Raw genomic sequence first — 26,120 nt, 5'->3', positions numbered from 1 at the left:
AGAGGGGCTTCAGAGAATGATAGAAAGCCCCATGACCGACACGATCTTCCCGCTCGAACCCACCGCTGCCGACGCACAGGCGGCCATCAAGGACGAATTCGCCTTCTTCGGTGACTGGTCCGAACGCTACCAGTACCTGATCGACCTGGGCCGCAAGCTGCCCGCCTTCCCCGAGGAATGGAAGCGCGAGGAGCACCGACTGCTCGGCTGCCAGTCGATGGTCTGGATCGTGCCCGAAGGCGAGGCGTCGAAGCTGGATTTCCACGCCGTCAGCGATTCGGCCATCGTGTCCGGGCTGATCTTCCTGGCCCTGCGCGTGTATGCCGGTCGCCCGGCGGCCGAGATCCTCGCCACCTCGCCGGACTACATCGCCGATATCGGCCTGGCCAAGCACCTCTCCCCCACCCGCAGCAACGGCCTGGCCTCGCTGCTGGCCTTCATCCGCGAGACGGCCGCCCACGCGAAGTGAGCGCCACCGGCACGCCCTCTGCGTTCTCGCTGCTCCGCAACCGCGGCTATGCGGCGGTGCTGGCGTACCGCATCTGCGCCCTGCTGTCGTACCAGATCGTCGCCGTCACCGTCGGCTGGCATATCTACGAACTGACCCGCGACACGTTCTCGCTGGGCCTGGTCGGTCTGGCGGAAGTGCTGCCCTTCTTCTGCGTGGCCCCGTTCGCCGGCTACCTCGTCGATCACCTCCCACGGCGGCGCGTCGGCATCGTGGCATGTGCGGCGCTGGCGACCACGGCCGTGATCCTGGTGGCGGTCTCCGCAGGCTGGCTGCCGTTCCACGGGACGTGGCCGATCTACGCGGCCATCGCGCTGACCGGCATGGCGCGCTCCTTCCTCAGCCCGGTCTACAACGCGCTGTTCGCGAAAGTACTGCCGCGTGAGGATTTCGTGCGCGCGGCAGGCCTGGGCAGCGTGATTTTCCAGGCGGCGCTGGTCACCGGGCCCGCACTGGGTGGTCTGCTGGTCGGCTTCGGCGGCAAGACACTGTCGTACGCGATGGCAGTGGTCTTCGCGCTGCTGGCGGCTACCGTGCTGGCGCGCCTGCGCGTGGAAGAGCCGGGACCGCCGGCAGTAAGCCTGCCCGTGTTCGCCAGCATCGCGCAGGGCGCGCGTTTCGTGTTGAACAACCAGATCATGCTCGGCGCGATGGCGCTGGACATGTTTTCCGTCCTGCTGGGCGGCGTGGTGGCGATGCTGCCGGCCTTCATCCACGACATCCTGCATTACGGACCCGAAGGCCTCGGTATCCTGCGCGCGGCGCCGGCGGCCGGGTCGGTCTGCGTCGGCCTGTGGCTGGCACGTCATCCGCTGCAGAAGAATGCAGGCCGTGTGCTGCTGTTCGCGGTGGCCGGCTTCGGTCTGAGCGTGATCGCCTTCGGCCTGTCGCGCAGCTTCTGGCTGTCGGCCGTCATCCTGCTGTTCTACGGCATGTGCGACGGCGTGTCGGTAGTGGTGCGTTCGACCATCCTGCAGCTGTCCACGCCGGATGAAATGCGCGGGCGCGTCTCCTCGATCAACGGCATCTTCGTCAGTTCGTCGAACGAACTCGGCGCGTTCTACGCCGGCACGATGGCCAAACTGCTGGGGCTGGTGCCGGCGGTGATCCTGGGCGGCTTCGCGATCCTGTCGGTGGCGGGTGTGACCGCGTGGAAGGCCCCGCGCCTGCGCCGGCTGGACCTGCGCGAGCTGCAGTGACGGCGTCGCTGCGCGACGTCAGCGCCGCGCGGCCCATTCGTCGTACAGGCCCTGCTCGCCTTCGGGCCTGAGCGCACCGAGCTGGAGCGTCAGATGCTCCGCCGGCGCCCGTGCCATCTCGCGATACACCTCGGCAGTGGACAAGCCATGGGGCTCGCCGTCCTCGTTGCCGTAGGCGTACCACGCCTGCGAAATGCCGCACAGGTGCATCGCAGCCAAGCACATCGGACAGGGATGGCCGCTGGCGTAGACCACACACCCTTCCAGACGCGGAGTACCGAGCCGGTGCGCCGCATCGCGGATCGCCAGCAACTCCGCGTGCGCGGTCGGGTCGTGGTCACGATGGATGCCGTTGGCCGCGCAGGCGACGACATCGCCCCCTCTGGCCACGACTGCACCGAACGGACGGCCGCCGTCGGCGATGTTGGCGCGGGCCAGCGCCACGGCCTGGCGCATGAAGTCTTCGTGCTGCATATGCGCTCCTGTGCGACAGACTCCAGAGACGCAAAACCCCGCCGGAGCGGGGTTCTGCGATGTGCGTCGGCGGCGGGGCTCAATCGCCCTGCTGCTTCTGCAGGTGCTCCCAACGCTCCTGCGCGTCGATGGTGCGCTCGGCGGTCAGACGCGCTTCAAGGCGGTCCAGGCCGATCTCTTCACCGGTGTCGACGCAGTAACCGTAGTCACCACCCTCCAGGCGCTTGAGCGTGCTGTCGATCTTGCCGATCAGCTTGCGGTAGCGGTCGCGGGTACGCAGTTCCAGCGAGTTCTCGGTTTCGCGGGTCGCGCGCTCGGCTTCGTCGCCGATGTCGCGGACTTCGTCCTTGAGGTTCTCGATGGTCTGCTTGGATTCCTCGACCAGGTCGGCACGCCAGTTGAGCAGGCGCTGGCGGAAATACTCGAGCTGCAGGGGGCTCATGTACTCCTCGTCGGACGAGGGCTTGTAGCCGGTCGGCACGATCGGACGGCCGGTGGCTTCGTCGGTCTTGTAAGGCACTTCTTTCACCTTGCCGCGCACGACCGGCGCCGCAGGGCGGGCGGCCACGGCGACCGCGACCTTGCCCACGGGGCGGGCAACGGCGGGACGGGGGCTCACGGGCGCTTCGACGGCGGTGGAGGCTTTGGCGTTCTTGGTATTCGGTTTCGGGGCTGGCACAGGCTTCGGGGGGGACGGAACCTTGGCGGCGGGCGCCGGAGCCTGGGCGGCCGCCTTGGGGGCGGGCGCAGGCACTGGAGTCTTGGTCGCAGCCGCGGTGGGGGCGGACTTTGCCGGAGCCGGCTTGGCGGCAGGCTTCGGTGCGGAGGGAGCGGGCTTCGCGGCCTTGGCCGTTGCCTTCACCGGCGCCGCCTTGGTGGCCGGCGCGGGCGCGGGTTTCTTGGCGACTGCGGGCTTGGTCGCTTTGGCGACCGCCTTCTTGACCGGTGCCGCCTGCTTCGCCGCAGGCTTGGCCGCCGGCTTCTTCGCCGGGGCTGCCTTCTTGGCCGGAGCGGCCTTCTTGGCGGCCGCTTTCTTGGCGACAGGCTTGGGGGCCGCTTTCTTCGCTACCGGCTTGGGGGCCGGTTTCTTGGCGACAGCCTTCTTCGCGACAGGCTTCTTGGCGACGGTCTGAGCGGGTTTCTTGGCGGCCTTGGCGGCCTTCTTCGCAGGTTTCTTTGCAGCCACGAACAGCGCTTCCTTGTTCTTCCCGAGCATCGGGAAAGCGCGCTTTTATAGCCTACCCGGGAGGCAGCGGCAACCCGACGCGGTATCATCGGGCCATGCTCGCCCGCCTGCTCATCCTGCTGCTGAAGGGCTACAAGCGCTTCATCAGCCCGCTGCTGGGACCGCGCTGCCGCTTCGTGCCGTCGTGCTCGGAGTACGCCATGGAGGCGATCGGCCGGTTCGGCCCGCTGAAGGGCGGCTGGCTGGCGGTCCGCCGGATCGGCCGCTGCCATCCCCTGCACCCCGGCGGATACGATCCTGTACCGTCGTGCGACCACGAGCGTCCTTCCTCCCCCTGCCCCTCCAGGAACCCCTGATGCCCGCTACCGTCATCGTCAACGCCCGTCTGGTCAATGAAGGCCGCGTCACCGAGGGTGACCTGCGCATCGAGAACGGGCGCATCGCCCGGATCGCCGCCGAGATCCGTCCGCAGGGGGAAGACGCCGTCATCGACGCCGCAGGGCGCTGGCTGCTGCCGGGGATGATCGACGACCAGGTCCACTTCCGCGAACCGGGCATGCCGCACAAGGGCGACATGGCCACGGAGTCCGCCGCAGCCGTGGCCGGCGGCCTGACCACGTTCATGGACATGCCCAACACCAGCCCGCCGACGCTCGACGCCGCCGCGCTGGAGGACAAGTACCAGCGCGCCAAGGGACGCGCCTGGGGCAACTACGGCTTCTACATGGGCGCCAGCAACGACAACCTCGAGGCGATCCGCACGCTGGACCCGAAGACGGCGCCGGGCATCAAGGTGTTCATGGGCGCATCGACCGGCAACATGCTGGTCGACAACCCGGAAACGCTGGACGCGATCTTCCGCGAAGCGCCCACGCCCATCATCACCCACTGCGAAGACACGCCGACCATCGACGCCAACCTGGCCGCCTTCCAGGCCAAGTACGGCGATGCGCTGAGCGCCGAACACCATCCCGATATCCGCAGCCGCGAGGCCTGCATCAAGTCGACGCGCCTGGCGATGTCGCTGGCGCGCAAGCACGGCACCCGCCTGCATGTGCTGCACATCTCCACCGCCGATGAACTGGCATTGTTCACCCCCGGCCCGCTGATCGCCGCCGACGGCACGCGCAAGAAGATCACCGCGGAGACCTGCATCCACTTCCTGCGCTTCGATCGCGCGGACTATGCCGCGCTGGGCAACCTGATCAAGTGCAACCCCGCGATCAAGGACGCCAGCGACCGCGAGGCACTGATCCGGGCGCTGGTGGACGACATCGTCGACGTGCTGGCGACGGACCACGCGCCGCACACGCTGGAAGAGAAGGAAAAGCCGTACGTGCAGGCGCCGTCTGGGCTGCCGCTGGTGCAGTACGCGCTGGTGGCCGCACTGGAACTGGTGCACGAGCAGCGCATGGACGTCACCCGCGTCGTGCAGAAGTTCGCCCACGCGCCGGCGCAGCTGTTCGACGTGAAGGAGCGCGGCTACCTGCGCGAAGGCTATTTCGCCGACCTCGTGCTGATCGACGACGAGCCCTTCACCGTGAAACGCGAGGACGTGCTGTCGAAGGTGGGCTGGTCGCCGTTCGAAGGCCGCAGCTTCCGTTCGCGCATCGGCGCCACCTGGGTCAACGGCCGCATGGTCTGGAACGGCGAGCACCTGGTCGGCACGCCCAACGGCCAACGCCTGGAGTTCGCACGTTGAAGCTGGCGGTCGCGGCGCTGTTCGCCGCTGTGTGTGCCGGATGGATTCCGCTCGTCGCTGCACAGGATGCGAATCCCGCGGCACCGGTATCGCAGGAAGAACGCGTCGTGTTTCCCGCCGGCGTGTCGCAGGGTGCGCTGGTGTTCGGCAAGGTACCGCCGGGCAGCCAGGTGCGGTATCGGGAACGCATCCTGCGCGCCACCGGCTATGGCACCGTGGTGTTCGGCGTAGGTCGTGACGAAGCAGGCCCGCTGAAGGTCGATGTCACCACGCCGTCGGGGCGTGCGGAATCCGTCAGCATCACGGTCTCCCCGCGCGACTGGCCGGTCGAACGCGTCAACGGCGTGCCGCCGAAGACCGTCAATCCGCCGCCCGACATCGCCGCACGTATTCAGCGCGAACAGGCGCTGGTCACCGCCGCACGCGGTCGCGACGACGAGCGCGCCGACTTCGCCTTGCCGTTCCAGTGGCCCGTGCAGGGCCGCATCAGCGGCCGCTTCGGCAATGCCCGCGTCTACAACGGCCAGCCCGGCGCCGGCCATTCCGGCATGGATATCGCGGCGCCGACCGGCACGCCGGTCAAGGCGCCTGCGGGCGGCATCGTGACCTTCGCATCGCCCGACCTCTACCTCACCGGCGGCACCCTGCTGCTTGACCACGGCCACGGCGTCAGTTCCAACTTCCTCCATCTGTCGCGCATCGACGTGAAGGCGGGCGACCGTATCGAGCCCGGCCAGGTGATCGGCGCCGTGGGTGCGACCGGGCGTGCGACGGGGCCGCATCTGCATTGGGGGATGAACTGGTTCGATACCCGCATCGACCCGCTGCTCGTTCTGGAACGCGGCAAGTAAACGCACACGGTTCACCCCCCGGGCGCGTTGCGACGCGCTCGGCGTTATCCCTTTCGAAGATCCTGGTGGCGCGGTTCGATACCCGCATCGACCCCCTGCTCGTTCTGGAACGCGGCAAGTGACCGACCACCGTTCGCCATCCGGGCGCGTTGCGACGCGGTCAGCTCTATCCCTCTCGAAGCTCCCGGTGGTGCGGTTCGATACCCGTATCGACCCCCTGCTCGTTCTCGAACGCGGCAAGTGACCGACCACCGTTCGCCATCCGGGCGCGTTGCGACGCGCTCGGCTTTATCCCTCTCGAAGATCCCGATGGCGCGGTTCGATACCCGCATCGACCCGCTGCGCGTTCTCGAACGCGGGAAGTAGCCGCACGCGGTTTCGTTCAGAGCCGCCCGAGGAACTGGCTGGCAGGGCTGTCTGCCAGGTCGCGCGGGCGGACGAGCTTGGGGTTCGGTGGACCACGCTCAGGCCACGCTACGCCCAACAGACCCTCGGCCGCATTTGCCACATCGACGTGGTGCGGCGCGGCCAGACCGACCTGCGCACGCAGCGCGGCGATCGAAGCCTCCAGCGCGTCGTCATCCAGTTCCAGGGCATCGATGGTGTCCCACACCGGCGCCGATCCCGCGAGCGCTTCGGCGCCAATCGCGTTCTGCCCAAGCACCTTGTGTTTCGGCTTCAGCATCTCGCGCACTTCTTCCTGCAGTTTGGCGTAGTCGACATCGGGGAACGGCAGGTCGCTGGGTTCACCGGGCACGATGGGACGCGCCAGGCGGCGTGCGGGCGTCGTGTCCGCATCGGCGAAGGCGCGGTAGGCGAACTCGCTGCACAGCATCCGGTCCGAATCGGCGCGGATCGCGTGTTCTGTGGCTTCGCGGATCAGCCAGCGCAACCAGACGGGCAGATGCCGGGGCTTGCCGCGCAGGGCGACCAGCAGCCCGATGGTCACCAGGTCATCCTGTGCGAACGTGGTGCCGATCAACGAGCGCGCATGGCGCAGCACCGCTGCACGGTCCTCCGTACCCAGCGCACCGCCATCCGCCGCGAGCGAACGATAGGCGTCCACGAACACCACCGGACCGTCCGGCGCCAGGCGGTCGGCCAACGGACTCTCCTTCACCGCGGGCCGGATGCCCTCGATCAACAGGCCATCCGCGGACACCAGCGACACATGGCTGTAGGTGCTGTCGCCGAACCAGGCGATCAGCTTGGACAGCTGGCTCTTGCCGAGCATCAGCAGCAGGTCGCCGACCTGCAACTGCTCGACGGGGAAGCGGGCGGCAACGGGCTGCGGATCCACTCAGGCATCTCCTGGTTGCGAAAAAAGGTCGCCGGTGACGCGATCGCGTCCCGCCGATTTGCTGGAGTACAGCGCCACGTCCACGCGCTCCAGCAGGCGTTCGAACGTCTCGCCCGCGGCCAGCTGGGCCACGCCCAGGCTGAGGCTGGTATCGATGACGCGTCCGTCGATGGTCAGGGGCCGGTTGTTCACCGCGGCTCGCAGGTGTTCCGCCACGACCAGGGCGTTGTCGAACGTCGTGTCGGGCAGCAGCACCAGCATCTCGTCGCCGCCGTACCGGCCGAGGAAGTCGCGCTTGCGCAGCTTCCCGCGCGTACGCGTCGCCACCAATCGAAGGCTCTGGTCGCCCACGGGGTGGCCGTGCTCGTCGTTGATCCGCTTGAAGTGGTCGATGTCGAAGAACACCACCGACAGCGGCGTGTCCTGCGCATGGGCCAGGTCCACTTCGCGCTGCAGTTGCTCGATGATCGCCGTGCGCGACAGCACGCCCGTCAGCGTGTCCTGCGCGGCCAGCCGGCTGGCATGATCGCGGTCGCGCCGCAGTTGCTGCATGCGGTCGGCCAGACCGACCGTGAGCACCAGGCCAGCCAAGGCGAACCCCAGCGGAAACGCGTGGATCAGCCACGCCGGCCCCACCCACCAGCCGAGCAGTTCGCCCACCCGCGCCGCGGTCAGCAGCATCATCGGCAGCCACGAAAGCAGCAGGAAGAAGGCCGGCCGTTCGTTGCGCAGGGTGCCTCGCACGCTGGCGAACAGCACACCCGCCGTCGCCACCAACAGCACCAGGTTGCCCACCTTGGGCACCAGCGGGCTGGTGCTGACCAGCGACGCGAGGATCAGGCAGCCCAACAGCAGGTTGCATGCACGCAGCACACGCAGGATCACCAGACCGCGGGTGGCGAGATCCAGATAGAACGCCAGGAACGTGTTGCTGGCGATCACCGCCAGCATGCCGACCACCCGCGACATGCGCGGATCCGACCCGAGCACATGACCGAAAACGTCGACGCTGCGCAGTTCGCCGCCCGCCAGGGCGAGGAACAGCGCCTGCGAAAGCAGCGTCAGCGCAAGGAACCCGTAACTGCGCTCGCCCAACCCGATACAGAAACCCAAGGCGAGCACCGCCAGCACGCCCATCGCCCCGAGCACCATCGCGCGCCATGCCACGTGCTCCAGGTCCTGCCTGTGCACCTCGTGCAGCGGTTCGATCGACAGTGGCATCGGCGTGCCGCCCACGGTCACCACCCGCAGGTACAGGGGCTGGCCGGCACGAAGGCCATCCGATAGCGGGAATGCCAGGGCGCGGGCCGAGAACGCCAGATCGGCCTCCTCGCCGAACAGGCCCCGTACGACCGGCGGACCATCGCCGGTCCACAGCTCCACCCGGTTCTGGTACGGCGCACGCACCACCAGGTGCGGCTGCAACGCCGCGTCCACGTCGACGGAACTGGTCACCCGCCACCAGCGCGGGGACGACCCGGGTTCGAAGATCACGCCATCGCGGGCGGCGGCGAAGCCGGCATCCCGTTGCCCGGACACGACCTCGCCCGCAGGCGCATCGGCGTCGAGCCTGGCCAGCGAGAGCGTCTGTGCTGTGGCGGGAACGCCCCACCCGATCAGGCAGAACCAGAGCAACCATCCTCTGGCCTGGCGCCGTGGATTCCCCATATCCATTCCGCCGTTCAGTCAGCGGCGGAGCATAACGCGGATCCGGCGGATTGTGACTTGAGTGTGGGCGGCCCGGCCCGGGTGTCAGTCGTTGCTGCCGGCCACGCGGGCGACGGCGTCGTGGGGGTGCAGGCTCTCGTAATGAGCGACCGTGGCGTCGTAGCGGGCCACGCGGGCGTCGGCGGACAGTACCGATGCCACGCGGCGGGCGGCGTCTTCGCAGAACATCAGGTTCTCGGCATTGAGGCGGGCGAAGGCCTGCTCGTCGACGCGCTTGACCGCCGTCTGCACCGGCGTGCCGAGTGCGGCTTCGATGGCATCCACCAAGGGCACCAGCGGCAACTCATCGAACTGCGGACGCAGTTCCACCCGCACGCTGGCGCGGCTGCGCTGCGCGTGCGGTGTAGCAGCCAGGCCACGCTCGGACGCCAGCCAGTCGTGCACGACATCGACCGACAGCGCGGATGAGGCATCGAAATCACGGGTGAAGCGCTCGGCGTTGGCCTGTCGCGACAGCGCGGCGGACGCCGGGCACGTGCTGGAGTACTCGACCGCGAAGGACAGTGCCAGGTTGAGATGTCCATCGACCAGCGTCGCCTCGATTTCCACCGGATAGCGCTTCCAGCCGGCGTAGTCGCTTTCCAGCGCCTTGCGCTGCAGGAGCGCGTCGTACCGGATCTTCAGCCGTGCACTGGTGGCCAACCCGGCCTGCGAGGCCACACCGTCCTGCAGCAGGTGCCGCAGCCCGGCCGGCGTGATCGCTTCACGCGCCAACCCATCCTGCAGCTGCAGGTACAGGCGCGACATGTGGATGCCGCGTGCGTCGGGATTGGCCAGGTTCACCGACAGGTCGATGCTGGCCGCCACCTGCAGCTGCCCGCCCAGTCCGTCGGCGATGCGGACCGGCAGCGCGATGTTCTCCATGCCCACCCAGTCCAGGGGGCGCGCAAGCGGTACGCGCTGGGGGGCGACATCGGGAAGATCGGCGCGGGGCGCCACGGGAAGCGAGGGAGCCATGGTCATTGCACGGGGGAGTGGATGCCGCGCAATTGTACGCCCTGCCCCTGAATTTCCCGATGAAACAGTCCGTTACGGGCCATTCCTGTGGCTATCGCAGCGATATGCGCGGCCTTCAGTCGCCGCGCGCCGCACGCCAGCCGGCGAACAGCAGAACGGGGCGCGACGGCAGCGGTGCGGGCACGCCCTTCCTGGACAGGCGTTCCAGTCTGCCCCGTGCATACGCCGTCAGGACTCGACGCTCCCGCGCACCCTGGCGCGATGCCTGCCAGCGTTGCAGGATCGCCTTCGCCCATGCCTGCACGGCGACCGCGTCATCCGGCTGCCGCAGGGCGGCCGGCACCGCAATGCTGCCCATGTCGGCCACGCGCGCAGCGAGCATCTGGGCAATGACCGCGTCCGCGTCGGGCGCACGATCCAGCACTTGGGCTTCCACCGCCGCGACCGCGGCGCCGTAGCCCGCCAGCGCGGCGAAGGCATCTGCCGCGGACGCTGGCGTCTCCCGCGCGGCCACCAGGGCCGGCAACGCGTCGGCGAGCTGCGTCCAGGGGGCATGCAGCGGCTCCAGCCGGCGCCCAAGCGGATGGCGCGAACGCTGCCCGCTCCAGCCGCGCAGTTCTTCGCTCCACCATGCCAGCTTGGCATCGGCCGGCAGCGGATCGCCGCTGATGTTGAGAACGTCATCGAATTCCTGCAGCAACGCGAACCAAGCCACCGCGACGTCCCGGCGCGCAGGCGCGACGAAGATCTCCCCGACCGACCATTCGGGCCAGCGGATACGCCACTTTTCCAGGAAGCTGTCGAGGGCGGCGGAATCGGACATGTGATGAAAACCTGTAGGAGCGACGTGAGTCGCGACCGTGATGCCGGAGCGAGCGGGCAATCGGCAACGGCCGTATACGGTTGTGCTGGTGTACGACGGACGCCTGTAGACGTGCGGTCGCGACTTACGTCGCTCCTACGACACGCTGGGCGCGGGCCATGCCGATGGCGCGATCAGCGCTGCCGGCAGCTCGACCATGACGTCCGCCTTCCATTGCCCGGGATCCTCATGCGCCTGCCGGTAGCCCCACAGCGCCGCGATCGATGGCATGCCCGCCGCACGCGACGCCTGGATGTCACGCTCGTCGTCGCCCACGTAGACGCAGTCCGCGATGGCCATGCCGATGCGTTCGGCGGCGACCTGCAACGGCAGCGGATGCGGCTTCTTCTCGGCCAGCGTGTCCCCACCGATCAGCACCGCGCAGCGATCGCTCCACCCCAGTTGCGGCAGGATGTCGCGCGCCAGGTACTCCGGCTTGTTGGTGACGATGCCCCAGACGCTGCCCGCGGCCTCCAGGGCGTCGAGCATCTCCGCCACGCCGTCGAACAGCATGCTGTGGCGGCCGAGCTCCTCCTGGTAGATCGTCAGGAATTCCGGCACCAGCGCCTCGCGCGGGCCCTGCTCCATGTCGGGGAATGCAGCCGCCAGCATGGCGCGCGATCCTTTCGACACATGCGGACGCAAACCCTCGATGGTCATCGGACCGAAGCCGCGCGACGCGCGCATGCGATTGGCGGTCGCCAGCATGTCCGGCGCGCTGTCGAGCAACGTGCCATCCAGATCGAACAGCGCAGCGCGCGGAAACCCCGTCGCCGTCACGGCTTCACCGCGCTGGCGAGGTAGTTGACGTCGGTGCGCGAGGTCAGGCGGGCGCGCTGGCGCCATGGCTCGTAGGCCAGGCCGGTGACGTCCTGCAACTGGAAGCCGGCTGCGCGCAGCCATGCGGCCAGTTCGGACGGGCGGATGAATTCCTTGTAGTGGTGCGTGCCCTTCGGCAGCAGGCGCGCGATGTATTCGGCGCCGACAATGGCCAAGGCGAACGCGGCCGGCGTGCGGTTCAGCGTGGACAGGAACAGGTGGCCGCCCGGCTTGAGCAGGGTGTGGCAGGCGCGGATGATCGACAACGGATCCGGCACGTGCTCCAGCATCTCCATGCAGGTGACCACATCGAAGCTGCCCGGCCGCTCTTCGGCCAGCGACTCGACCGAGCGCAGCTGGTAGTCGACCTGCACGCCGGATTCGAGCTTGTGCAGCCTCCCCACCTTCACCAGTTCAGGGGCCAGGTCGATCGCGGTGACCTGGGCGCCCTCGCGCGCCAGCGCCTCGCTCAGCAGGCCGCCACCGCAGCCGACGTCCAGTGCGGCGGCATTCGTCAGCGTCGCGCGCTCGCGCACGTACTGCAGGCGGACGGGGTTCAAGGCGTGCAAGGCCTTCTGCGGGCCATCCGGATCCCACCAGCGGTTGGCCAACGCGCCGAACTTGTCGAGCTCGGCTTGGGTGAAGTTGTCGTCGCGGGGCGAAGTCGTGGTCGTCATGGCGCCATTGTAAGGCCGACCCGACGACAGCGCCGGATCAGGACAGGCGGATGCCGGCGATCCGTTCGCGCCATTGCCGCGCATTGGCGATGACGCCATCGATGTCGATGTCGACCAGTACGCGCTGCCGCAGCTTCGGCCGGCCAGCGATCCACACGTCGCTGACCTGCTGTCGCCCGGTCGCGTAGATCAGCTGCGACACCACGTGGTGCAGCGGCTGGGTTTCCAGTGCGGACAGGTCGACGCAGACCAGGTCGGCCTCCTTGCCCGGCTCGATCGAGCCGATAAGGTCGTCGAACCCGATCGCCTTCGCGCCGCCCAGGGTGGCCGCACGCAGCGCACTGAACGCATCCAGCGCCGCCGCGTCCTGCGCCACCGCCTTGGCCAGCAGAGCGGCGGTGCGGGTTTCGCTGAACATGTCCAGGTCGTTGTTGCTGGCGCAGCCGTCGGTACCCACCGCCAGCGTCACGCCCGCGCGCTCCAGCGCACAGGCCGGGCAGAAGCCGGACGCCAGCTTGAGGTTGGATTCCGGGCAGTGCACCACGCTGACGCCGCGCTCGGCGCAGAGGTGGATTTCCGCCTCGGTCAGCTGGGTCATGTGGATGGCGATCAGGCGGTCGTTGACCAGCCCCAGCCGGTCCAGGCGCGCGATCGGGCGCTGGCCGTACTTTTCCAGCGACTGCTCGACTTCCTGCGCGGTCTCGTGCAGGTGCAGGTGCACCGGCACGTCGAGCTGGTCGGACAGCATGCGCACACGCTCGAAGTTGGCGTCGTTCACCGTGTACGGCGCATGCGGCGCGAACGCGGTGGCGATCAGCGCGTCGTCGCGCCACTGGTCGTGCACTTCGCCGGCTTTCTCGAAGTACTCGTCGTCCGAGGACGCCCACGCCGTCGGAAAATCGATCACCGGCAAGCCGACACGCGCACGGAAACCGTGGTGCTTGTACGTGGCCGCCTGCACGTCGGGGAAGAAGTAGTTCTCGTTGACGCAGGTGGTACCGCCGCGGAGCATCTCGGCGATCGCCAGGGTGATGCCGTCGGCCACGAAGTCCGGACCGATCACTGCGCCCTCGATCGGCCAGATGTGTTCCTGCAACCAGACCTTCAACGGCAGGTCGTCGGCGACGCCGCGCAGCAGCGTCATCGGGTTGTGCGTATGCGCGTTGACCAGGCCCGGGATCAGCGCGGCGTCCGGGCGCGACACCGTCTCGCGCGGCAGGAAGCGCTGGCGCGCCTCGGCCACCGGCAGGATGGCCACGATGCGACCGCCGGTCACAGCGACCGCATGGTTTTCCAGCACCACGCCGTGCGGGACGACCGGCACCACGAAGCCGGCTTCGATCAACAGGTCGCAGGCATCGGGAATACGGTCGTTCATGGAACCTCGGTTCAGAATCCCAACGTATAGGTCAGGCCGATGGCGCCGGCGCCGAACAGCAGCCAGCACAGCAGCATCAGCGCCAGCGCACGGCCGTAGCCCAGCCGTGGCACGCCGGGAAACAGCGCCGCCAGGCTGGCGTTCCAGCACAGCATCACGCCCAGCCCGGCGAGCAGTACGCCGATGGCCCAGACGCCGAGGTAGAGCGCGAGCTGTCCCATCACTTCACGCGGCTGACGTATTCACCGGTGCGGGTGTCGACCTTGATGATCTCTTCCTGGCCGACGAACAGCGGCACGCGCACGACCGCGCCGGTTTCCAGCGTCGCCGGCTTGCCGCCGGTACCGGCGGTATCGCCCTTCACGCCCGGGTCGGTCTCGGTGATCTGCAGTTCGACGAAGTTCGGCGGGGTCACCTGGATCGGGTTGCCGTTCCACAGCGTCACCACGCAGTCTTCCTCGCCCTTCAGCCACTTCTCGGCGCCGCCCATGCCGGCCTTGTCGGCCTGCACCTGCTCGAAGGTCTCCTGCTGCATGAAGTGCCAGTACTCGCCGTCGGTGTACAGGTACTGCATGTCGGTATCCACCACGTCCGCCGCCTCGACCGAGTCGGTGCTCTTCATGGTGATTTCCTGCACGCGACCGCTCTTGATCAGGCGGTACTTCACGCGGGTGAACGCCTGGCCCTTGCCCGGCTTGACGTACTCGGTGTCGGTGATGATCGCCGGGTCGTTGTTGATCAGGATCTTCATCCCGTTCTTGACGTCGTTCATGCCGTAACTGGCCATGCTGCTGCTCCTGGAGGTAAGGCGTACCCGCCGCGCGAGGCGGCCGGCCGGATAGAATGTGGGAACCCGCCGGACCCGGCGGGTGCTTGTTTTCAGACCCGACATGATAACCGCAGCCCCCGAACCCCGACAGCCCGCCCAGTGGGCCGCATCCCGCTGGCAGCAGGCCTGGCGCGATGCCGTGCGCGATCCGCGCGAGCTGCTGGCGCTACTGGGACTGGACGCGCTGGCCAACCGGGTATCGGACGAAGCCGCCGCACAGTTCCCGTTGCGGGTGCCGCGCGGCTTCGTGGCCCGCATGCGCCACGGGGACCCGCACGACCCGCTGCTGCGCCAGGTGCTGCCGCTGGACGACGAAATGCAGCCCGTTCCCGGCTACGGCCTGGACGCGGTCGGCGACGGTGCCGCCCGCAGCGGGACCGGGGTGATCCAGAAGTACCGCGGCCGTGCCCTGCTGGTCGCCACCGGCAGCTGCGCGATCAACTGCCGCTACTGCTTCCGCCGCCATTTCCCCTACTCGGATGAAACCGCCGCCCGCGACGGCTGGCGCGAAGCCGTCGACCTGATCCGCCACGACGACAGCATCGAGGAAGTGCTGCTGTCCGGCGGCGATCCGCTGTCGCTGTCGAACGCCAAGCTCGCCGAGCTGACCGAGGCATTGGCCGGCGTCCCGCACCTGCGGCGCCTGCGCATCCACAGCCGGCTGCCCGTGGTCCTGCCCGAGCGCATCGACGAGGGCCTGATCGCTTGGCTGTCCGGCCTGCCGTGGCCGGTCACCGTGGTCATCCATGCCAACCATGCCAACGAGTTCGATGCCGCGGTCGACGTGGCGCTCGCACGCCTGCGCGCTGCCGGTGTGCACCTGCTCAACCAGGCGGTGCTGCTGCGGGGCGTGAACGACGATGTCGACGCCCTCGTCGCGCTCAGCGAACGGGGCTTCGCGGCCGGCGTGCTGCCGTACTACCTGCACCAGCTCGACCGGGTCGCGGGTGCGGCCCATTTCGAAGTGGACGACGCGCGGGCCAGAGCCCTGCATGCGGCCCTGGCGGCCCGCCTCTCCGGCTACCTGGTGCCGCGGCTGGTACGGGAAGTCGCCGGCGATACCGGCAAGCGTCCGCTCTGACGATCCGGCCGCGGGCCATGTCTGCATCTGCGACGGCTGCATTGGACTCGTCTCACGTGTTCAGGTATTAAACGCGCACCCCTCGCGGACACGTTGCATGCAGATCGGCAAAGACACCACGCTACGACTGACCCTGGTGGACGACAGCGCCGAGGACGCGGAGGCGATCGTCTCCACGCTGCGCAACGGCGGCATCGCCGTGCGTCCCCTGCGACCGATCGACGCGGGCGAACTGGGGCAGATGGTGGCCGGCCAGCCGATGGACCTGCTGATCGCCTCGCGCAGCGCCAAGGGCATTCCGCTGGCCACGGTGCTGGGCCAGGTCGACGCCAGCGGCAAGGACATCCCGGTGATCGTGCTGGCCGATACGATCAGCGAAACCGACCTGCTCGCCGACCAGGCGGCCGGTGCCCGCGCGGTCGCCCTGCGGGGCCGCCCGGAGCACGTGCTCACGGTGCTGCGCCGCGAATGGGCCGATCTGGATGCGCGCCGTTCGCAGCGCCGGCTGGAAAGCCAGATGCGCGAAACCGAGCGCCGCTGCGATGCGCTGATCTCGTCCTCGCGCGACCCCATCGCCTACATCCACGAAGGCATGCACATCCGTGCCAACGATGCCTACCTGGAGATGTTCGGCTTCGAATCGTTCGAGGACGTGGAAGGCCTGTCGCTGCTCGACCTGGTGGGTCCGCAGTACGTCAACGACTTCAAGGCCCTGCTGAAGAAGCTCAGCAAGGGCGAGGCGCCACCGCCGCGTTTCGAACTGGAAGCCCGCAGCATCGACGGCGACAGTTTCCCGGCCACGCTGGAGTTCGCCACCGCCACGTACGAAGGCGAGGCGTGCGTGCAGGTGGTCTTCCGCCGGCGCGAGGAGTTCGACCCGGAACTCGCCCGCGAGGTCGAGGACCTGCGCCAGCGCGACATGGTCACCGGCCTGCTCAACCGCCCCACCTTCCTGCGCGAGCTGGAGAACGCGGTGGCCCAGGTGGCCCGCGGCGAGGACCAGTACGCCCTGCTGCTGCTCGAACCCGACCACTACCAGCGCCTGCTGCAGGAGATCGGCATCGATTCGGCCGACGCCCTGGCCGCCGCCCTGGCGGCACGTCTGTCCGAGAAGCTGGACGAAGGCACCCTGGCCGCCCGCTTCGGCGAGCGCACCTTCGCCGTCCTGCTGCGGGGCAACCACGCGCAGACCGCGGCACTCGCGGAAAAGCTGCGGGCCTCCTACGCCTCGCACGTGTTCAATGTCGGCGAACGCTCGGCCTCGGTCACCGCCAGCATCGGCGGCGTGCAGATCGGCGAGAAGATCGCCAGTGTGGGGCCGGTGCTGACGCGCGCGACCGACGGCCTGCAGACCGCCACCAACCTGGGCGGCAACCGCTTCGAGATCTTCGACCCCGGCGCCGTGGACCGCGCCGAGGAAGAGCGCGTGCAGAACTGGATCAAGCGGCTGCAGGAAGCGCTGCAGGACGGCAGCTTCCGCCTGCACTACCAGCCGGTGGTCAACCTTCAGGGCGAGCCCGGCGAAGTGTACGAAGCGCTGTTGCGGCTGGAATCCAACGGCGAAGTCGTGCCACCGCAGTCCTTCATCGGTATCGCGGAAGAAAACGGCCTGCTCGATGCGATCGATCGCTGGGTGGTGAACCGCGCCATCGAGGTACTGGCCGAACGCATGCGCGCTGGCCGCGACACCCGCCTGGTGGTGAAGGTCAGCCCCGCGTCTTTTGCCGACAACCGCCTGCTCGACCTCATCGCCAGGCAGCTCGCCGCGCACGACGTGCCCGGCGACCGCCTGTGGTTGCAGACGCCGGAGGCGAAGGTGTTCACCCACCTGCGCCAGGCGCAGGCCTTCCAGTCGGCCGCCGCCAAGCTGGGCTGCCAGGTGGGCCTGGAGCATTTCGGCGCCGGTCTGGATTCGTTCCAGCTGCTGTCGCACTTCCAGCCGACCTTCCTCAAGATCGACCGCGTCTTCAGCGAGGACCTGGGCAAGAACACCGAGCACCAGCAGAAGATCCGCGAGATCGCCGAGCGCGCGCAGGCACTGGGCATCCTGACCGTAGCCGAACACGTGCAGGACGCCGCGACCATGGCCTTCCTGTTCACGGCGAGCGTGGACTACGTGGAAGGCAACTTCCTGGCCGCACCCGGCCCGGCGATGAACTACGACTTCAGCTGAAAGCGGCCTTCTCCGCGGTTCCTCGCAAAAGAAAAACCCGCCTTCCGGCGGGTTTTCCGTTCACGGCGACAGCGCAGGAATCAGGCGAAGGTGCCCTGCTGCGCACGCAGCGCGGCGATGCGCTCTTCCAGCGGCGGATGGCTCAGGAACAACTTCTTCATGCCCTGGCCGATGCCACCGGCGATGCCGAACGCTTCCACCTGCGCCGGCAGCGTGCTGGGACGCTGTTGCTGGTTGAGGCGCTCGAGCGCGGCAATCATCTTCTGGCGGCCCGCGTACGTGGCGCCGCCCTGGTCGGCGCGGAACTCGCGGCGACGCGAGAACCACATCGCGATCATCGTGGCGAACAGGCCGAACACGACTTCCAGCGCCATCACGATGATGTAGTAGGCGAAGCCACGGCCACCGCCTTCGCGATTGCCGGACAGGAAGCTGTCCACGATGCCACCCACCACGCGCGCCAGCACGATGACGAACGTATTCAGCACGCCCTGCAGCAGGGCCATCGTCACCATGTCGCCATTGGCGACGTGCGCGACTTCATGGCCCAGCACGGCTTCGGCTTCGTCCTGCGTCATCGAGCGCAGCAGGCCGGTGGACACTGCCACCAGTGCGTTGTTGCGGTTGGCGCCGGTGGCGAAGGCGTTGATCTCCGGCGCGTCGTAGATGGCGACCTCGGGCATGCCTATGCCGGCGGCCTGCGCCTGCCGCTGCACGGTGCTGACCAGCCAGCGCTCGGCATCGTTGCGCGGCTGCTCGATGACCACCGCGCCGGTGGCGCGCTTGGCCATCCACTTGGAGGTCAGCAGCGAGATCAGCGAACCGCCGAAACCGAAGATCGCCGCAAACACCAGCAGGCCGCCCATCTGGTTGGAATTGACGCCCAGCAGGGACATGACGACGCTGGCCAGGGCCAGCACGGCCAGATTGGTAGCGAGGAACAACGCGACGCGCGTGAACACGACAGGGATCTCCGGAATGAGTGGTATGCAAACGGTTACGACCGCAGAATTGCGGCTGTGCCCGCTTGAATTCAAGCGACTTCCTGACTGCGCGGTTCAGTTTTCCTCCTCCAACTTACGAATGAGCGACAACGTTCCCTCCCCGTATCGCGGCCGTTTCGCGCCCTCGCCTACCGGCGCGCTGCATTTCGGATCGCTGGCCGCCGCGCTGGGAAGCTGGTTGCTGGCGCGCCATCACGACGGCAGGTGGCTGGTGCGCGTGGAGGATCTCGATCCGCCGCGCGAAGTCGCCGGCGCGGCCGAGCGGCAACTGGCGACGTTGGCGGCATTCGGACTGACCTCGGACGAGCCGGTCGTCTGGCAGAGCGCACGGCACGACCTCTACCACGATGCGCTGACACGACTGCTGGCAAGCGGCAGTGCCTTTGAATGCCGCTGCAGCCGCTCCGACCTGGCCGCGACCGGCGGCATCCATCGGCATTGTGTGGCGAGCGATCCCACCCGCACGCCGGCCATCCGGCTGCACGTACCCGACGGCACCGTCGTGGTCTTCGATGACGGCCTGCAGGGAACGGTCGAACAGCATCTCGACCGCGAGGTGGGCGACGTCGTCCTGCGCCGCGCCGACGGGTTCTGGGCGTATCAGCTGGCCGTGGTCGTCGACGATGCGGACCAGCGCATCACCGATGTCGTCCGCGGCGCCGACCTACTCGACTCCACGCCCCGGCAGATCCTGCTGCAACGCGCACTGGGCCTGCCCAGTCCGCGCTACCTGCACCTGCCGCTGATCGTCGACGCGAATGGCAACAAGCTGTCGAAATCGATGGCGTCGCTGCCCATCGACGACGGCGCCCCGCTGCCTGCCCTGCGGGCCGCGTGGGAAGCGCTGGGCCAGCCGGCGAGCGTGCTTGGGGGTGTTTCGGACGTGGCCTCCGCCATGCGGTTCGCCCACCGCGAATTCCGCCCGGATCGCCTGCCAAAAGTGACGTCACTGACGTTCGCTGCAGCGCACAACAATCCTGTCGCAGGCGCTGTCTAGAATCGGGTGGCCGTCGGCCTGCGACGGTCCAAGGAGATTCCCCACATGACATCGCGCGTCGCCCTGGTCACCGGTGGCACCGGAGGTATCGGTACCGCCATCTGCAAGAAGCTGGCCGACATGGGCCACAAGGTCGCCACCAACTACCGCAACGAGGAAAAAGCGCGCGCGTGGCAGGCGCAGATGAAGGCGGACGGTTACGACTTCGCGCTGGTGAAAGGCGACGTGACGTCGCCGGACGAAGCGCAGGCCATGGTGAAGGAAGTCGAGCAGACGCTCGGCCCGGTCGAGGTGCTGGTCAACAACGCCGGCATCACCCGCGACGGTACCTTCCACAAGATGTCCGCCACCCAATGGGGCGATGTCATCAACACCAACCTCAACTCGGTGTTCAACGTCACCCGCCCGGTGATCGACGGCATGCGCGACCGCAAGTGGGGCCGCATCATCCAGATCAGCTCGATCAACGGACTGAAGGGTCAGTACGGCCAGGCCAACTACGCGGCCGCCAAGGCCGGCATGCACGGCTTCACCATTTCGCTGGCGCGCGAGAACGCCAAGCTCGGCATCACCGTCAACACGGTCTCGCCCGGCTACGTGGCCACCGACATGGTGATGGCGGTGCCGGAGGAAGTCCGTGCCAAGATCGCCGCCGACATCCCCACCGGCCGCCTCGGCAAACCCGAGGAGATCGCGTACGCGGTGGCCTTCCTGGTTGACGAGCAGGCCAGCTGGATCACCGGCTCGAATCTCGACATCAACGGTGGTCATCACATGGGCTGGTAAGCCTGCGGCATTCCACCTCCACCGGTTTCCACGACGCCCCGCAAGGGGCGTCGTCCGTCCTGATGCTGCGCAACATGTTTCCTTTCCTGAACAGGGGATCCCTGCCTTGTGGCCTGTTGCAAGGGCTGTTGCGCTGCGTCATGCTGCCGTCATACGCGTTTAGAGCGAAGACTCAATGGCTGCGATCCGCATCATCAAGAAGTACCCCAACCGTCGCCTGTACGACACCGAGATCTCCAGCTACATCACCATTGAGGACGTGCGCCAGCTCATCGTCGACGGCGAGGATTTCGAGGTCCGCGACGCCAAGAGCGGCGACGACCTGACCCGTACCGTCCTGCTGCAGATCATCAGCGAGCAGGAACAGGACGGCGAGCCGATCCTGTCCACCCAGCTGCTCAGCCACATCATCCGTTTCTACGGCGATTCGCTGCAGGGCTTCATGGGCAACTACCTGGAGCGCAGCATGCAGCTGTTCATGGAGCAGCAGCAGCAGTTCCGCAGCCAGATGGGCAACCTGCTCGGCCAGACGCCGTGGACCATGATGAACCAGCTCACCGAGCGCAACATGGAGCTGTGGCAGGAATTCCAGCGCAACCTCACGGGAGGTGGCATGGGCCGCCCGACGACGGTGAAGCCGAAGGACACCCCGCGCGAAACGCCGAAGACGCGCGCGCGCTGATATCCACTGTAGTGAAACCCGGCCCGCGCCCTGTTGCGCGGGCCTTTTTTTGAGTCCGGACACAGGAACTCCGCATGACGCAACGCATCGCCGTGGTGACCGGGGGCATGGGTGGGCTGGGACTGGCGATCTGCCAGGCACTGGCCCGCGCCGGCCGCAAGGTCATCGCCGCCGACCTGCCCGCTTCGCCCGAACGGCTGGAGCACTTCCACACGCAGACCGCTTCACTGGACATCGAGACCGCCACCGTCGACGTGGCCGACTTCGAGGCGTGCGCGGGCTTCGTGCAGGACATCGAAGCGCGCCATGGTGCGCTCGACATCCTGGTCAACAACGCCGGCATCACCCGCGATGCGACGCTGCGCAAGATGGACAAGGCGCAGTGGGACGCGGTGATCGGGGTGAACCTGGACAGCGTGTTCAACCTGTGCCGCCATGCGGTCGACGGCATGCAGGCGCGCGGCTTCGGCCGCATCGTCAACATCAGTTCGGTTAGCGGCCAGACCGGCAACTTCGGCCAGGTGAACTACGCGGCGGCGAAGGCCGGCCTGCACGGCTTTTCGATGTCGCTGGCACGCGAAGTGGCGCGCAAGGGCGTCACCGTCAACAGCGTCTCGCCCGGCTACGTGGAAACGCCGATGACCCGCGCGATGCCCGACGACGTGCGCGACCGCACCGTCGCTGCGGTGCCGGTCGGCCGTATCGGCCAGCCGGACGACATCGCACGCGCGGTCGCCTTCCTCACCGCCGACGATGCCGGGTACATCACCGGCGCCAACCTGCCGGTCAACGGCGGGTTGTTCATGAGCTTCTGAGCGCCGCCCGCACCAGCGCTACTCCGACAAGACGAAAAGGATTCCCGATGAAACTCACTCCTCCCACCTTCGGCGTCTGGCTGATCGCGCTGCTGCTCGGCAGCGGCGGTATCGCCGCGAAGTTCGGCTACGTGCCCGTGCTGGCCCCGCACGCGTTCTGGCTGGTGGTCGCCGGCTTCGGCCTGCTGGTGGCCGCAACGCTCTTCAGCAAGCTCTGACGTCCGGCGCTATGCTCCCGACATCCGTCGCCGGGAGCACATCATGGAACTGATCGGGTCCCTGCTGTCCGGCCTGTGGTCGGCGCCGCGCTTCGCCGTTCCCGCCCTGCTGGGCATCGCCGCGGGCGCGGGCGTGTTCTTCCTGACCGGCAAGGCGCCGTCCTCGGCGGCGATGGCGGTCGGTTGCGCCCTGCTCGGGCTGGTCATCGGCTTCGTGCTGGAGTATTTCCGCGACACGCCGCGCGGTCCACTGGACTGACCGCTACTCGATCTCGAAGCGGTCGAACGCGATCTCCAGCGTCTCGAACACCGTCTCCGCCTCCGCCGCGTCCAGCGGCGAGGTCAGGTAACCCGCCGGCCGCGCGCGCAGGAAGCGCCAGCTCATCGCCGGGTTGCCCTGCTCGTCCAGCAGCGTGACCGTGATGTTGCGTCGGGCATCGCCGCCATTGCGCGCCTCGTTCCACCACTGGTACCACGCCAGCGAACCGATCACGCCACGCCGCAGCACCAGGTTCTCGTAGTGCGTCAGCGTGGACAGCTTGGTCGCTTCCAACACCTTGTCGTTGCCGTTGCGGTACTCGTTGAGCTGCAGCCGCGCCGCGGGGAACAGCACCTCCGACACTCCGGCGTCGGGCCCGTCGCCCAGGCCGAGGTCGACATGGAAGTTCATTCCGGCATAGGGACGGTCACGCTGTACGGCCATGGGCAGGTTCCATGTGAGAGAGGGAGATCGGCCGCTCAGCCGCGACCGACTTCTCTCTCCAACGCAGTCACCTCACGCCAGCGGTCAGCGACGTCGCGTTCGTGCTCGCCCGGGGTGGCACTCGGACTGCCATCCGCGCCGGCGAATGTGAAAAAGAAGCGCCCTGGATGCTTCCCCGTGTCCCCGATGACCTAGGCCGTCGCCGCCTGTCCGATCCACAGGCGGTTGCCATCCGGATCGTCGATGCGGAACTCGCGCATGCCGTAGAACGTGTCGTCCAGGTCGGGGACATCCAGCCCGTTGTCGCGCGCCTGCCGGTGGAACGCCACCAGGTCGTCCGGATACAGGTACAGCACCGCACCCCGAGGTGCGTCCGCCGCGACGTTGATCGACTGGTCGAGCATCACCTGGCACTCGCCCCAGCGCAGCTTCGCCCAGCCCCAGTCATCGCGACGATCCTCGACGGTGAAGCCCAGTTGTTCGTAGAACGCGATCGCCCGCGGCAGATGGCGGACGGGCTGCATGGGGATGATGCGGGGCACGGAAATCTGCTCCTTTGTAGGATGGGTGGAGCCGCAGGCGATACCCATCACGCGGACAGATGAACATCGGGAATGATGGGTAGACCGGCTTCGCCGTTGAAAGCCGCTTCGCCAACCCATCCCACGCAAACGTCAGGATTCGCGTTCGGGATGTCGACGCAACGCGATGATCAGTGGTTTCAGCTCACGCCAAGGGTATCGGCAGTCTTCCGGCCAGGGAAGCCGGAACAACGGCCTGCGCCTGCGGGCCACGATGGACGCCACCAGCCAGTCCTCGTAGACCCCGTCCACCGACCACAGGTTCGCGTGGACAACGGGATGCACTTCGTCGACGAGGATGCGCTGCAGTTCGGCGATGCTGAAGGGCGAGCGCGCGCAGTATCCGGCGATGCGACCCCATTCCGGCACGGTATCGAGGTAGAGATCGCTCAGGGCGATCCAGAGGGGTCGACCGATCTCGAGCTCGCTCGCTGAGAACCTCATCAGGCGCCTCGACGTCAGCTCGCCGCGATCATCGTGCCCTGCCGAGCATCCGCGCAATCCGTGGCCACCCTGCTGCACCCACCAGAACCGATCCGCACATCAGCAGGAAGGCGCCCAAGGCCATGCCCAACATGGCGCCTTCGGTCTGACGGAGGAACAACCATTCCAGCTTCCCACGAAGACCCTTCAGCGTCGCCAGCGTGGCGTCATCACGGGGAAGCATCTGCCGGATGTCGTGATACTCCTTTACCAGCCCTTGACTGAGGAACGGCGGGTCTGCGAACAGCGGCAATGCCCACACCAGCACCGCAACACCTGTGATGAGCTGCAGGACGCCGACGCTGAGCACCACAAAGGCGGACGCTCCGGCCGCGCCAGACGAATCCGTGGAGTGCGGCTCACGCGTAGCCAAGCGTTCCCTTACGCCTCGGCCCACACCACATCAATCCCCTCGGACTCACCCACCGCACTGCGCAGCAGCGCGATGAAGCCGGCACTCGCGCCCAGGCTTTCCAGCGCGTCGATGGCGGTGTGTTCGACGTAGTAGTCCTGATCCGTCGAGGATTCCTCTTCCATGTGGTCGACCAGCAGCTGGAAGTCTTCCTGCGAGATCGTGCCCAGCGTGCGGCCAGTGTCCTTTTCCGTCAGACGAATGCTCATGCGGTCCTGCTCTCCTTGAGGGATGGGATGAAGCTCAACGTGAAGGGGCTGGCGCCGGCGGTACGCCGAGGAAGGTGGCGAGTCCGCCCAGCTGCACGCCCTGCACCTTGTCGACGACGGGTGCGAACTTGCCAAGATCGTCCGGCGTATAGCCGCCGACGCGGTACCACAGGGTGATGCGGGTGCCATTGTTCTCTTCGGCGAAGCGCCACTCGAGCGCACCGTTGAGCCCCATGCCCTGCAGCGGACCGAGGCCACCGGTCATGCGCAGCAGCTTGCCGGGATCGGCGAACGTCACCGTCATGTGCCAGGCCTGCTGCGCGTCGCTGATCTCGCAGAAACAGCCGCCGGCCTTATCGCTGATGGAAAGCTTCGAGGCGTCGCCCCACCATGTGTGATCCGCGGGCCACCAGCGTCCGACATCGTTCACCAGCGCGGCATAGGCAACCTGCGGCTTCGCCGGCACCCACACCGAATTCTCGACGGTGAAACCCTCGGGCGTCGCATCCTTGACTGCGGCGTACGTCGGCGCGGCCATCATCGCCGCGGCCAGCAACGCGCTGCGCAGCAAGCGTTTCACCGCGCCGCGCCCTGTGGGCAGAATTTCTGCCGGTACTCCATCGCCTTCGGCATGAGCGCGGTAAGGTTCTGGATGCGCGTACCCGGATTCGGGTGCGTGGACGAGAACTCCGGCGGCGCCTGTCCGCCGCTGGCTTCGCCCATGCGCTGCCACAGCGGCACGGCTTCCTCGGGGTTGAAGCAGGCCGCCGCGGCCAGCATCAGGCCCACTTCATCTGCCTGCGTCTCGTGCTCGCGCGCATACGGCAGCAGGTAGCCGTAGCCCATCGCGGCCATCACCATCTGCTGCTGTTGCGGATCCATGCCGCTCATCGCGCCGGCCATCTGGCCGATCTGGGTGAGCTTCTGCTGCGACATGCGCTGCGCACCGTGGCGCAGCAGCGCGTGGGCGATCTCGTGGCCCATCACCACCGCGACGGCGTCGGCGTTCTGCGCGACCGGGATCAGGCCGGTGTAGACGGCCATCTTGCCGCCGGGCAGGCAGAAGGCATTGGCCTGTTCGGACTCGATGACGTTGACGTCCCAGTCGAAGGTCTTCCAGTTGCCGCTGGGCTGGGTGCCCTTCTCCGCCGCGATGGCGGCTTCCACCTCGGGAATCTTCGCGATCAGGCGCTGGGCGATGGTGCGCACCTGCTGCGCGATCTGCGAATTCGGATCGACCGGGCGCTCCTGCTGCAGGATCTCCTGGTAGGCCTGCAGGCCCAGGGCCTTTTCTTCTTCCACGCCGATCGAGTTGTCGATCAGCACCTTCTCGCCGGTGTACGGATCGACGACGCGGTTGCTGAAGTAGTAGCAGCCGCCGTAGACCAGGAAGCCCAGCAGGATCAGCCAGCGCAGGTTGCCCAGCCCGCCGCCACGGCGTCCGCCGCCGCCTCGCCCGTATTGCGAGCGACCGTAAGGATCTTGCCTCATCACCCTCTCCCTGGC

Annotated in this window: 32 protein-coding genes; 13 read left to right on the top strand and 19 right to left on the bottom strand. The window is 67.7% G+C overall.

Features of this window, described 5'->3' with window-relative positions; all coding sequences use genetic code 11:
- The first annotated feature begins 31 nt into the window (after positions 1-31).
- Both ACSQ1W_RS05505 and ACSQ1W_RS05500 read left to right on the top strand, forming a co-directional pair.
- Positions 32-469: a SufE family protein gene (locus ACSQ1W_RS05505; RefSeq protein WP_436042125.1), complete on the top strand. Its 438-nt coding sequence runs from the start codon at positions 32-34 to the stop codon at positions 467-469.
- The gene (locus tag ACSQ1W_RS05500) at positions 466-1,707 is read left to right on the top strand and encodes an MFS transporter (protein ID WP_436042123.1); all 1,242 of its coding nucleotides are present in this window, start codon (positions 466-468) and stop codon (positions 1,705-1,707) included. Before ACSQ1W_RS05505 ends, ACSQ1W_RS05500 begins: the two co-directional genes overlap by 4 nt.
- Before the next feature lie 18 nt (positions 1,708-1,725).
- Here ACSQ1W_RS05500 and ACSQ1W_RS05495 read toward each other — a convergent pair whose 3' ends face one another.
- Together ACSQ1W_RS05495 and dksA are read right to left on the bottom strand one after the other, a co-directional pair.
- Entirely contained in the window at positions 1,726-2,181 is a 456-nt protein-coding gene (locus ACSQ1W_RS05495) for a nucleoside deaminase (RefSeq protein ID WP_436042122.1), read from the bottom strand.
- Between the two features lie 79 nt (positions 2,182-2,260).
- Positions 2,261-3,367 (bottom strand): RNA polymerase-binding protein DksA, encoded by a 1,107-nt coding sequence (dksA, locus tag ACSQ1W_RS05490; protein ID WP_436046111.1) that lies wholly within the window; start codon positions 3,365-3,367, stop codon positions 2,261-2,263.
- 95 nt (positions 3,368-3,462) lie between these two features.
- Here dksA and yidD point away from each other — a divergent pair, with 95 nt between their 5' ends.
- From yidD to ACSQ1W_RS05475, 3 genes are read left to right on the top strand one after another with little or no spacing between them, the layout of a single operon-like run.
- Positions 3,463-3,723 (top strand): membrane protein insertion efficiency factor YidD, encoded by a 261-nt coding sequence (gene yidD, locus ACSQ1W_RS05485; RefSeq protein ID WP_436042120.1) that lies wholly within the window; start codon positions 3,463-3,465, stop codon positions 3,721-3,723.
- The gene (locus ACSQ1W_RS05480; protein ID WP_436042118.1) at positions 3,723-5,069 is read left to right on the top strand and encodes a dihydroorotase; all 1,347 of its coding nucleotides are present in this window, start codon (positions 3,723-3,725) and stop codon (positions 5,067-5,069) included. The genes yidD and ACSQ1W_RS05480 overlap by 1 nt, the downstream gene beginning before the upstream one ends.
- Positions 5,070-5,071: 2 nt before the next feature.
- The gene (locus tag ACSQ1W_RS05475; protein WP_436046109.1) at positions 5,072-5,920 is read left to right on the top strand and encodes a M23 family metallopeptidase; all 849 of its coding nucleotides are present in this window, start codon (positions 5,072-5,074) and stop codon (positions 5,918-5,920) included.
- A gap of 382 nt (positions 5,921-6,302) precedes the next feature.
- Here the strand turns inward: ACSQ1W_RS05475 and ACSQ1W_RS05470 are convergent, their stop codons facing one another.
- The 9 genes from ACSQ1W_RS05470 to efp form a co-directional block, all read right to left on the bottom strand.
- A complete protein-coding gene (locus ACSQ1W_RS05470) occupies positions 6,303-7,220 on the bottom strand; it encodes a hypothetical protein (RefSeq protein ID WP_436042116.1) in 918 nt (305 codons plus the stop codon).
- Positions 7,221-8,888, bottom strand: a complete 1,668-nt coding sequence (locus ACSQ1W_RS05465) for a sensor domain-containing diguanylate cyclase (RefSeq protein ID WP_436042114.1) — start codon at positions 8,886-8,888, stop codon at positions 7,221-7,223.
- A gap of 84 nt (positions 8,889-8,972) precedes the next feature.
- Complete coding sequence (gene folE2 / locus ACSQ1W_RS05460; protein ID WP_436042112.1) at positions 8,973-9,905, bottom strand: GTP cyclohydrolase FolE2; 933 nt, start codon at positions 9,903-9,905, stop codon at positions 8,973-8,975.
- A 115-nt stretch (positions 9,906-10,020) separates the two neighbouring features.
- Positions 10,021-10,728, bottom strand: coding sequence for a squalene/phytoene synthase family protein (locus ACSQ1W_RS05455; protein WP_436042110.1), 708 nt, complete (start codon positions 10,726-10,728; stop codon positions 10,021-10,023).
- A gap of 135 nt (positions 10,729-10,863) precedes the next feature.
- On the bottom strand, positions 10,864-11,547 hold the full coding sequence (locus ACSQ1W_RS05450; RefSeq protein ID WP_436042108.1) for a phosphoglycolate phosphatase: 684 nt from the start codon (positions 11,545-11,547) through the stop codon (positions 10,864-10,866).
- Entirely contained in the window at positions 11,544-12,263 is a 720-nt protein-coding gene (gene ubiG / locus ACSQ1W_RS05445) for a bifunctional 2-polyprenyl-6-hydroxyphenol methylase/3-demethylubiquinol 3-O-methyltransferase UbiG (RefSeq protein WP_436042106.1), read from the bottom strand. The genes ACSQ1W_RS05450 and ubiG overlap by 4 nt, the downstream gene beginning before the upstream one ends.
- 37 nt (positions 12,264-12,300) lie before the next feature.
- Complete coding sequence (locus ACSQ1W_RS05440) at positions 12,301-13,641, bottom strand: TRZ/ATZ family hydrolase (RefSeq protein ID WP_436042104.1); 1,341 nt, start codon at positions 13,639-13,641, stop codon at positions 12,301-12,303.
- 11 nt (positions 13,642-13,652) lie between these two features.
- Positions 13,653-13,862, bottom strand: coding sequence for a hypothetical protein (locus tag ACSQ1W_RS05435; RefSeq protein WP_436042102.1), 210 nt, complete (start codon positions 13,860-13,862; stop codon positions 13,653-13,655).
- Entirely contained in the window at positions 13,862-14,428 is a 567-nt protein-coding gene (gene efp / locus ACSQ1W_RS05430) for an elongation factor P (RefSeq protein WP_192268741.1), read from the bottom strand. Before efp ends, ACSQ1W_RS05435 begins: the two co-directional genes overlap by 1 nt.
- 103 nt (positions 14,429-14,531) lie before the next feature.
- On the opposite strand from efp, the gene epmB reads away from it, so the two are divergent.
- Both epmB and ACSQ1W_RS05420 read left to right on the top strand, forming a co-directional pair.
- The gene (epmB, locus tag ACSQ1W_RS05425) at positions 14,532-15,551 is read left to right on the top strand and encodes an EF-P beta-lysylation protein EpmB (protein WP_436042099.1); all 1,020 of its coding nucleotides are present in this window, start codon (positions 14,532-14,534) and stop codon (positions 15,549-15,551) included.
- A 97-nt stretch (positions 15,552-15,648) separates the two neighbouring features.
- Positions 15,649-17,724, top strand: coding sequence for an EAL domain-containing protein (locus ACSQ1W_RS05420; RefSeq protein WP_436042097.1), 2,076 nt, complete (start codon positions 15,649-15,651; stop codon positions 17,722-17,724).
- An 80-nt stretch (positions 17,725-17,804) separates the two neighbouring features.
- Here ACSQ1W_RS05420 and htpX read toward each other — a convergent pair whose 3' ends face one another.
- On the bottom strand, positions 17,805-18,686 hold the full coding sequence (gene htpX / locus ACSQ1W_RS05415) for a protease HtpX (RefSeq protein WP_192268746.1): 882 nt from the start codon (positions 18,684-18,686) through the stop codon (positions 17,805-17,807).
- 121 nt (positions 18,687-18,807) lie between these two features.
- Between htpX and gluQRS the strand changes: the two genes are divergently transcribed.
- The 6 genes from gluQRS (at position 18,808) to ACSQ1W_RS05385 (ending at position 22,485) form a co-directional block, all read left to right on the top strand.
- Positions 18,808-19,725 (top strand): tRNA glutamyl-Q(34) synthetase GluQRS, encoded by a 918-nt coding sequence (gene gluQRS / locus ACSQ1W_RS05410; protein ID WP_436042095.1) that lies wholly within the window; start codon positions 18,808-18,810, stop codon positions 19,723-19,725.
- A 45-nt stretch (positions 19,726-19,770) separates the two neighbouring features.
- The gene (locus tag ACSQ1W_RS05405) at positions 19,771-20,511 is read left to right on the top strand and encodes a beta-ketoacyl-ACP reductase (protein WP_192268750.1); all 741 of its coding nucleotides are present in this window, start codon (positions 19,771-19,773) and stop codon (positions 20,509-20,511) included.
- 175 nt (positions 20,512-20,686) lie between these two features.
- Positions 20,687-21,193 carry a polyhydroxyalkanoate synthesis repressor PhaR gene (gene phaR, locus ACSQ1W_RS05400; RefSeq protein WP_192268752.1) on the top strand — a complete coding sequence of 169 codons (507 nt, stop codon included), beginning with the start codon at positions 20,687-20,689 and terminating at the stop codon, positions 21,191-21,193.
- Between the two features lie 74 nt (positions 21,194-21,267).
- A complete protein-coding gene (gene phbB / locus ACSQ1W_RS05395; RefSeq protein WP_436042092.1) occupies positions 21,268-22,008 on the top strand; it encodes an acetoacetyl-CoA reductase in 741 nt (246 codons plus the stop codon).
- Positions 22,009-22,055: 47 nt separating this feature from the next.
- On the top strand, positions 22,056-22,226 hold the full coding sequence (locus tag ACSQ1W_RS05390; RefSeq protein ID WP_157074144.1) for a hypothetical protein: 171 nt from the start codon (positions 22,056-22,058) through the stop codon (positions 22,224-22,226).
- 43 nt (positions 22,227-22,269) lie between these two features.
- Positions 22,270-22,485 carry a hypothetical protein gene (locus ACSQ1W_RS05385; protein WP_436042090.1) on the top strand — a complete coding sequence of 72 codons (216 nt, stop codon included), beginning with the start codon at positions 22,270-22,272 and terminating at the stop codon, positions 22,483-22,485.
- 3 nt (positions 22,486-22,488) lie between these two features.
- Here the strand turns inward: ACSQ1W_RS05385 and ACSQ1W_RS05380 are convergent, their stop codons facing one another.
- The 7 genes from ACSQ1W_RS05380 to ACSQ1W_RS05350 all read right to left on the bottom strand — a co-directional run bounded on the left by ACSQ1W_RS05380 (position 22,489) and on the right by ACSQ1W_RS05350 (position 26,105).
- Positions 22,489-22,929, bottom strand: coding sequence for a phage tail protein (locus ACSQ1W_RS05380; RefSeq protein WP_436042088.1), 441 nt, complete (start codon positions 22,927-22,929; stop codon positions 22,489-22,491).
- 191 nt (positions 22,930-23,120) lie between these two features.
- A complete protein-coding gene (locus tag ACSQ1W_RS05375; protein WP_436042086.1) occupies positions 23,121-23,471 on the bottom strand; it encodes a VOC family protein in 351 nt (116 codons plus the stop codon).
- A gap of 132 nt (positions 23,472-23,603) precedes the next feature.
- Positions 23,604-23,954: a DUF7079 family protein gene (locus tag ACSQ1W_RS05370; protein ID WP_436042085.1), complete on the bottom strand. Its 351-nt coding sequence runs from the start codon at positions 23,952-23,954 to the stop codon at positions 23,604-23,606.
- A gap of 28 nt (positions 23,955-23,982) precedes the next feature.
- Positions 23,983-24,306 (bottom strand): hypothetical protein, encoded by a 324-nt coding sequence (locus ACSQ1W_RS05365; protein ID WP_436042083.1) that lies wholly within the window; start codon positions 24,304-24,306, stop codon positions 23,983-23,985.
- A gap of 68 nt (positions 24,307-24,374) precedes the next feature.
- Complete coding sequence (locus tag ACSQ1W_RS05360) at positions 24,375-24,614, bottom strand: hypothetical protein (protein ID WP_436042082.1); 240 nt, start codon at positions 24,612-24,614, stop codon at positions 24,375-24,377.
- A 34-nt stretch (positions 24,615-24,648) separates the two neighbouring features.
- Positions 24,649-25,194: an SRPBCC domain-containing protein gene (locus tag ACSQ1W_RS05355; protein ID WP_436042081.1), complete on the bottom strand. Its 546-nt coding sequence runs from the start codon at positions 25,192-25,194 to the stop codon at positions 24,649-24,651.
- Positions 25,191-26,105, bottom strand: a complete 915-nt coding sequence (locus ACSQ1W_RS05350; protein WP_436042080.1) for a M48 family metallopeptidase — start codon at positions 26,103-26,105, stop codon at positions 25,191-25,193. Before ACSQ1W_RS05350 ends, ACSQ1W_RS05355 begins: the two co-directional genes overlap by 4 nt.
- Between the last annotated feature and the right edge of the window lie 15 nt (positions 26,106-26,120).

It is taken from the genome of Pseudoxanthomonas sp. LjRoot143 (assembly GCF_964252945.1).
In the GTDB taxonomy this organism is placed as follows: domain Bacteria; phylum Pseudomonadota; class Gammaproteobacteria; order Xanthomonadales; family Xanthomonadaceae; genus Pseudoxanthomonas_A.
This window is presented reverse-complemented; position numbering and strand designations above follow the sequence as displayed.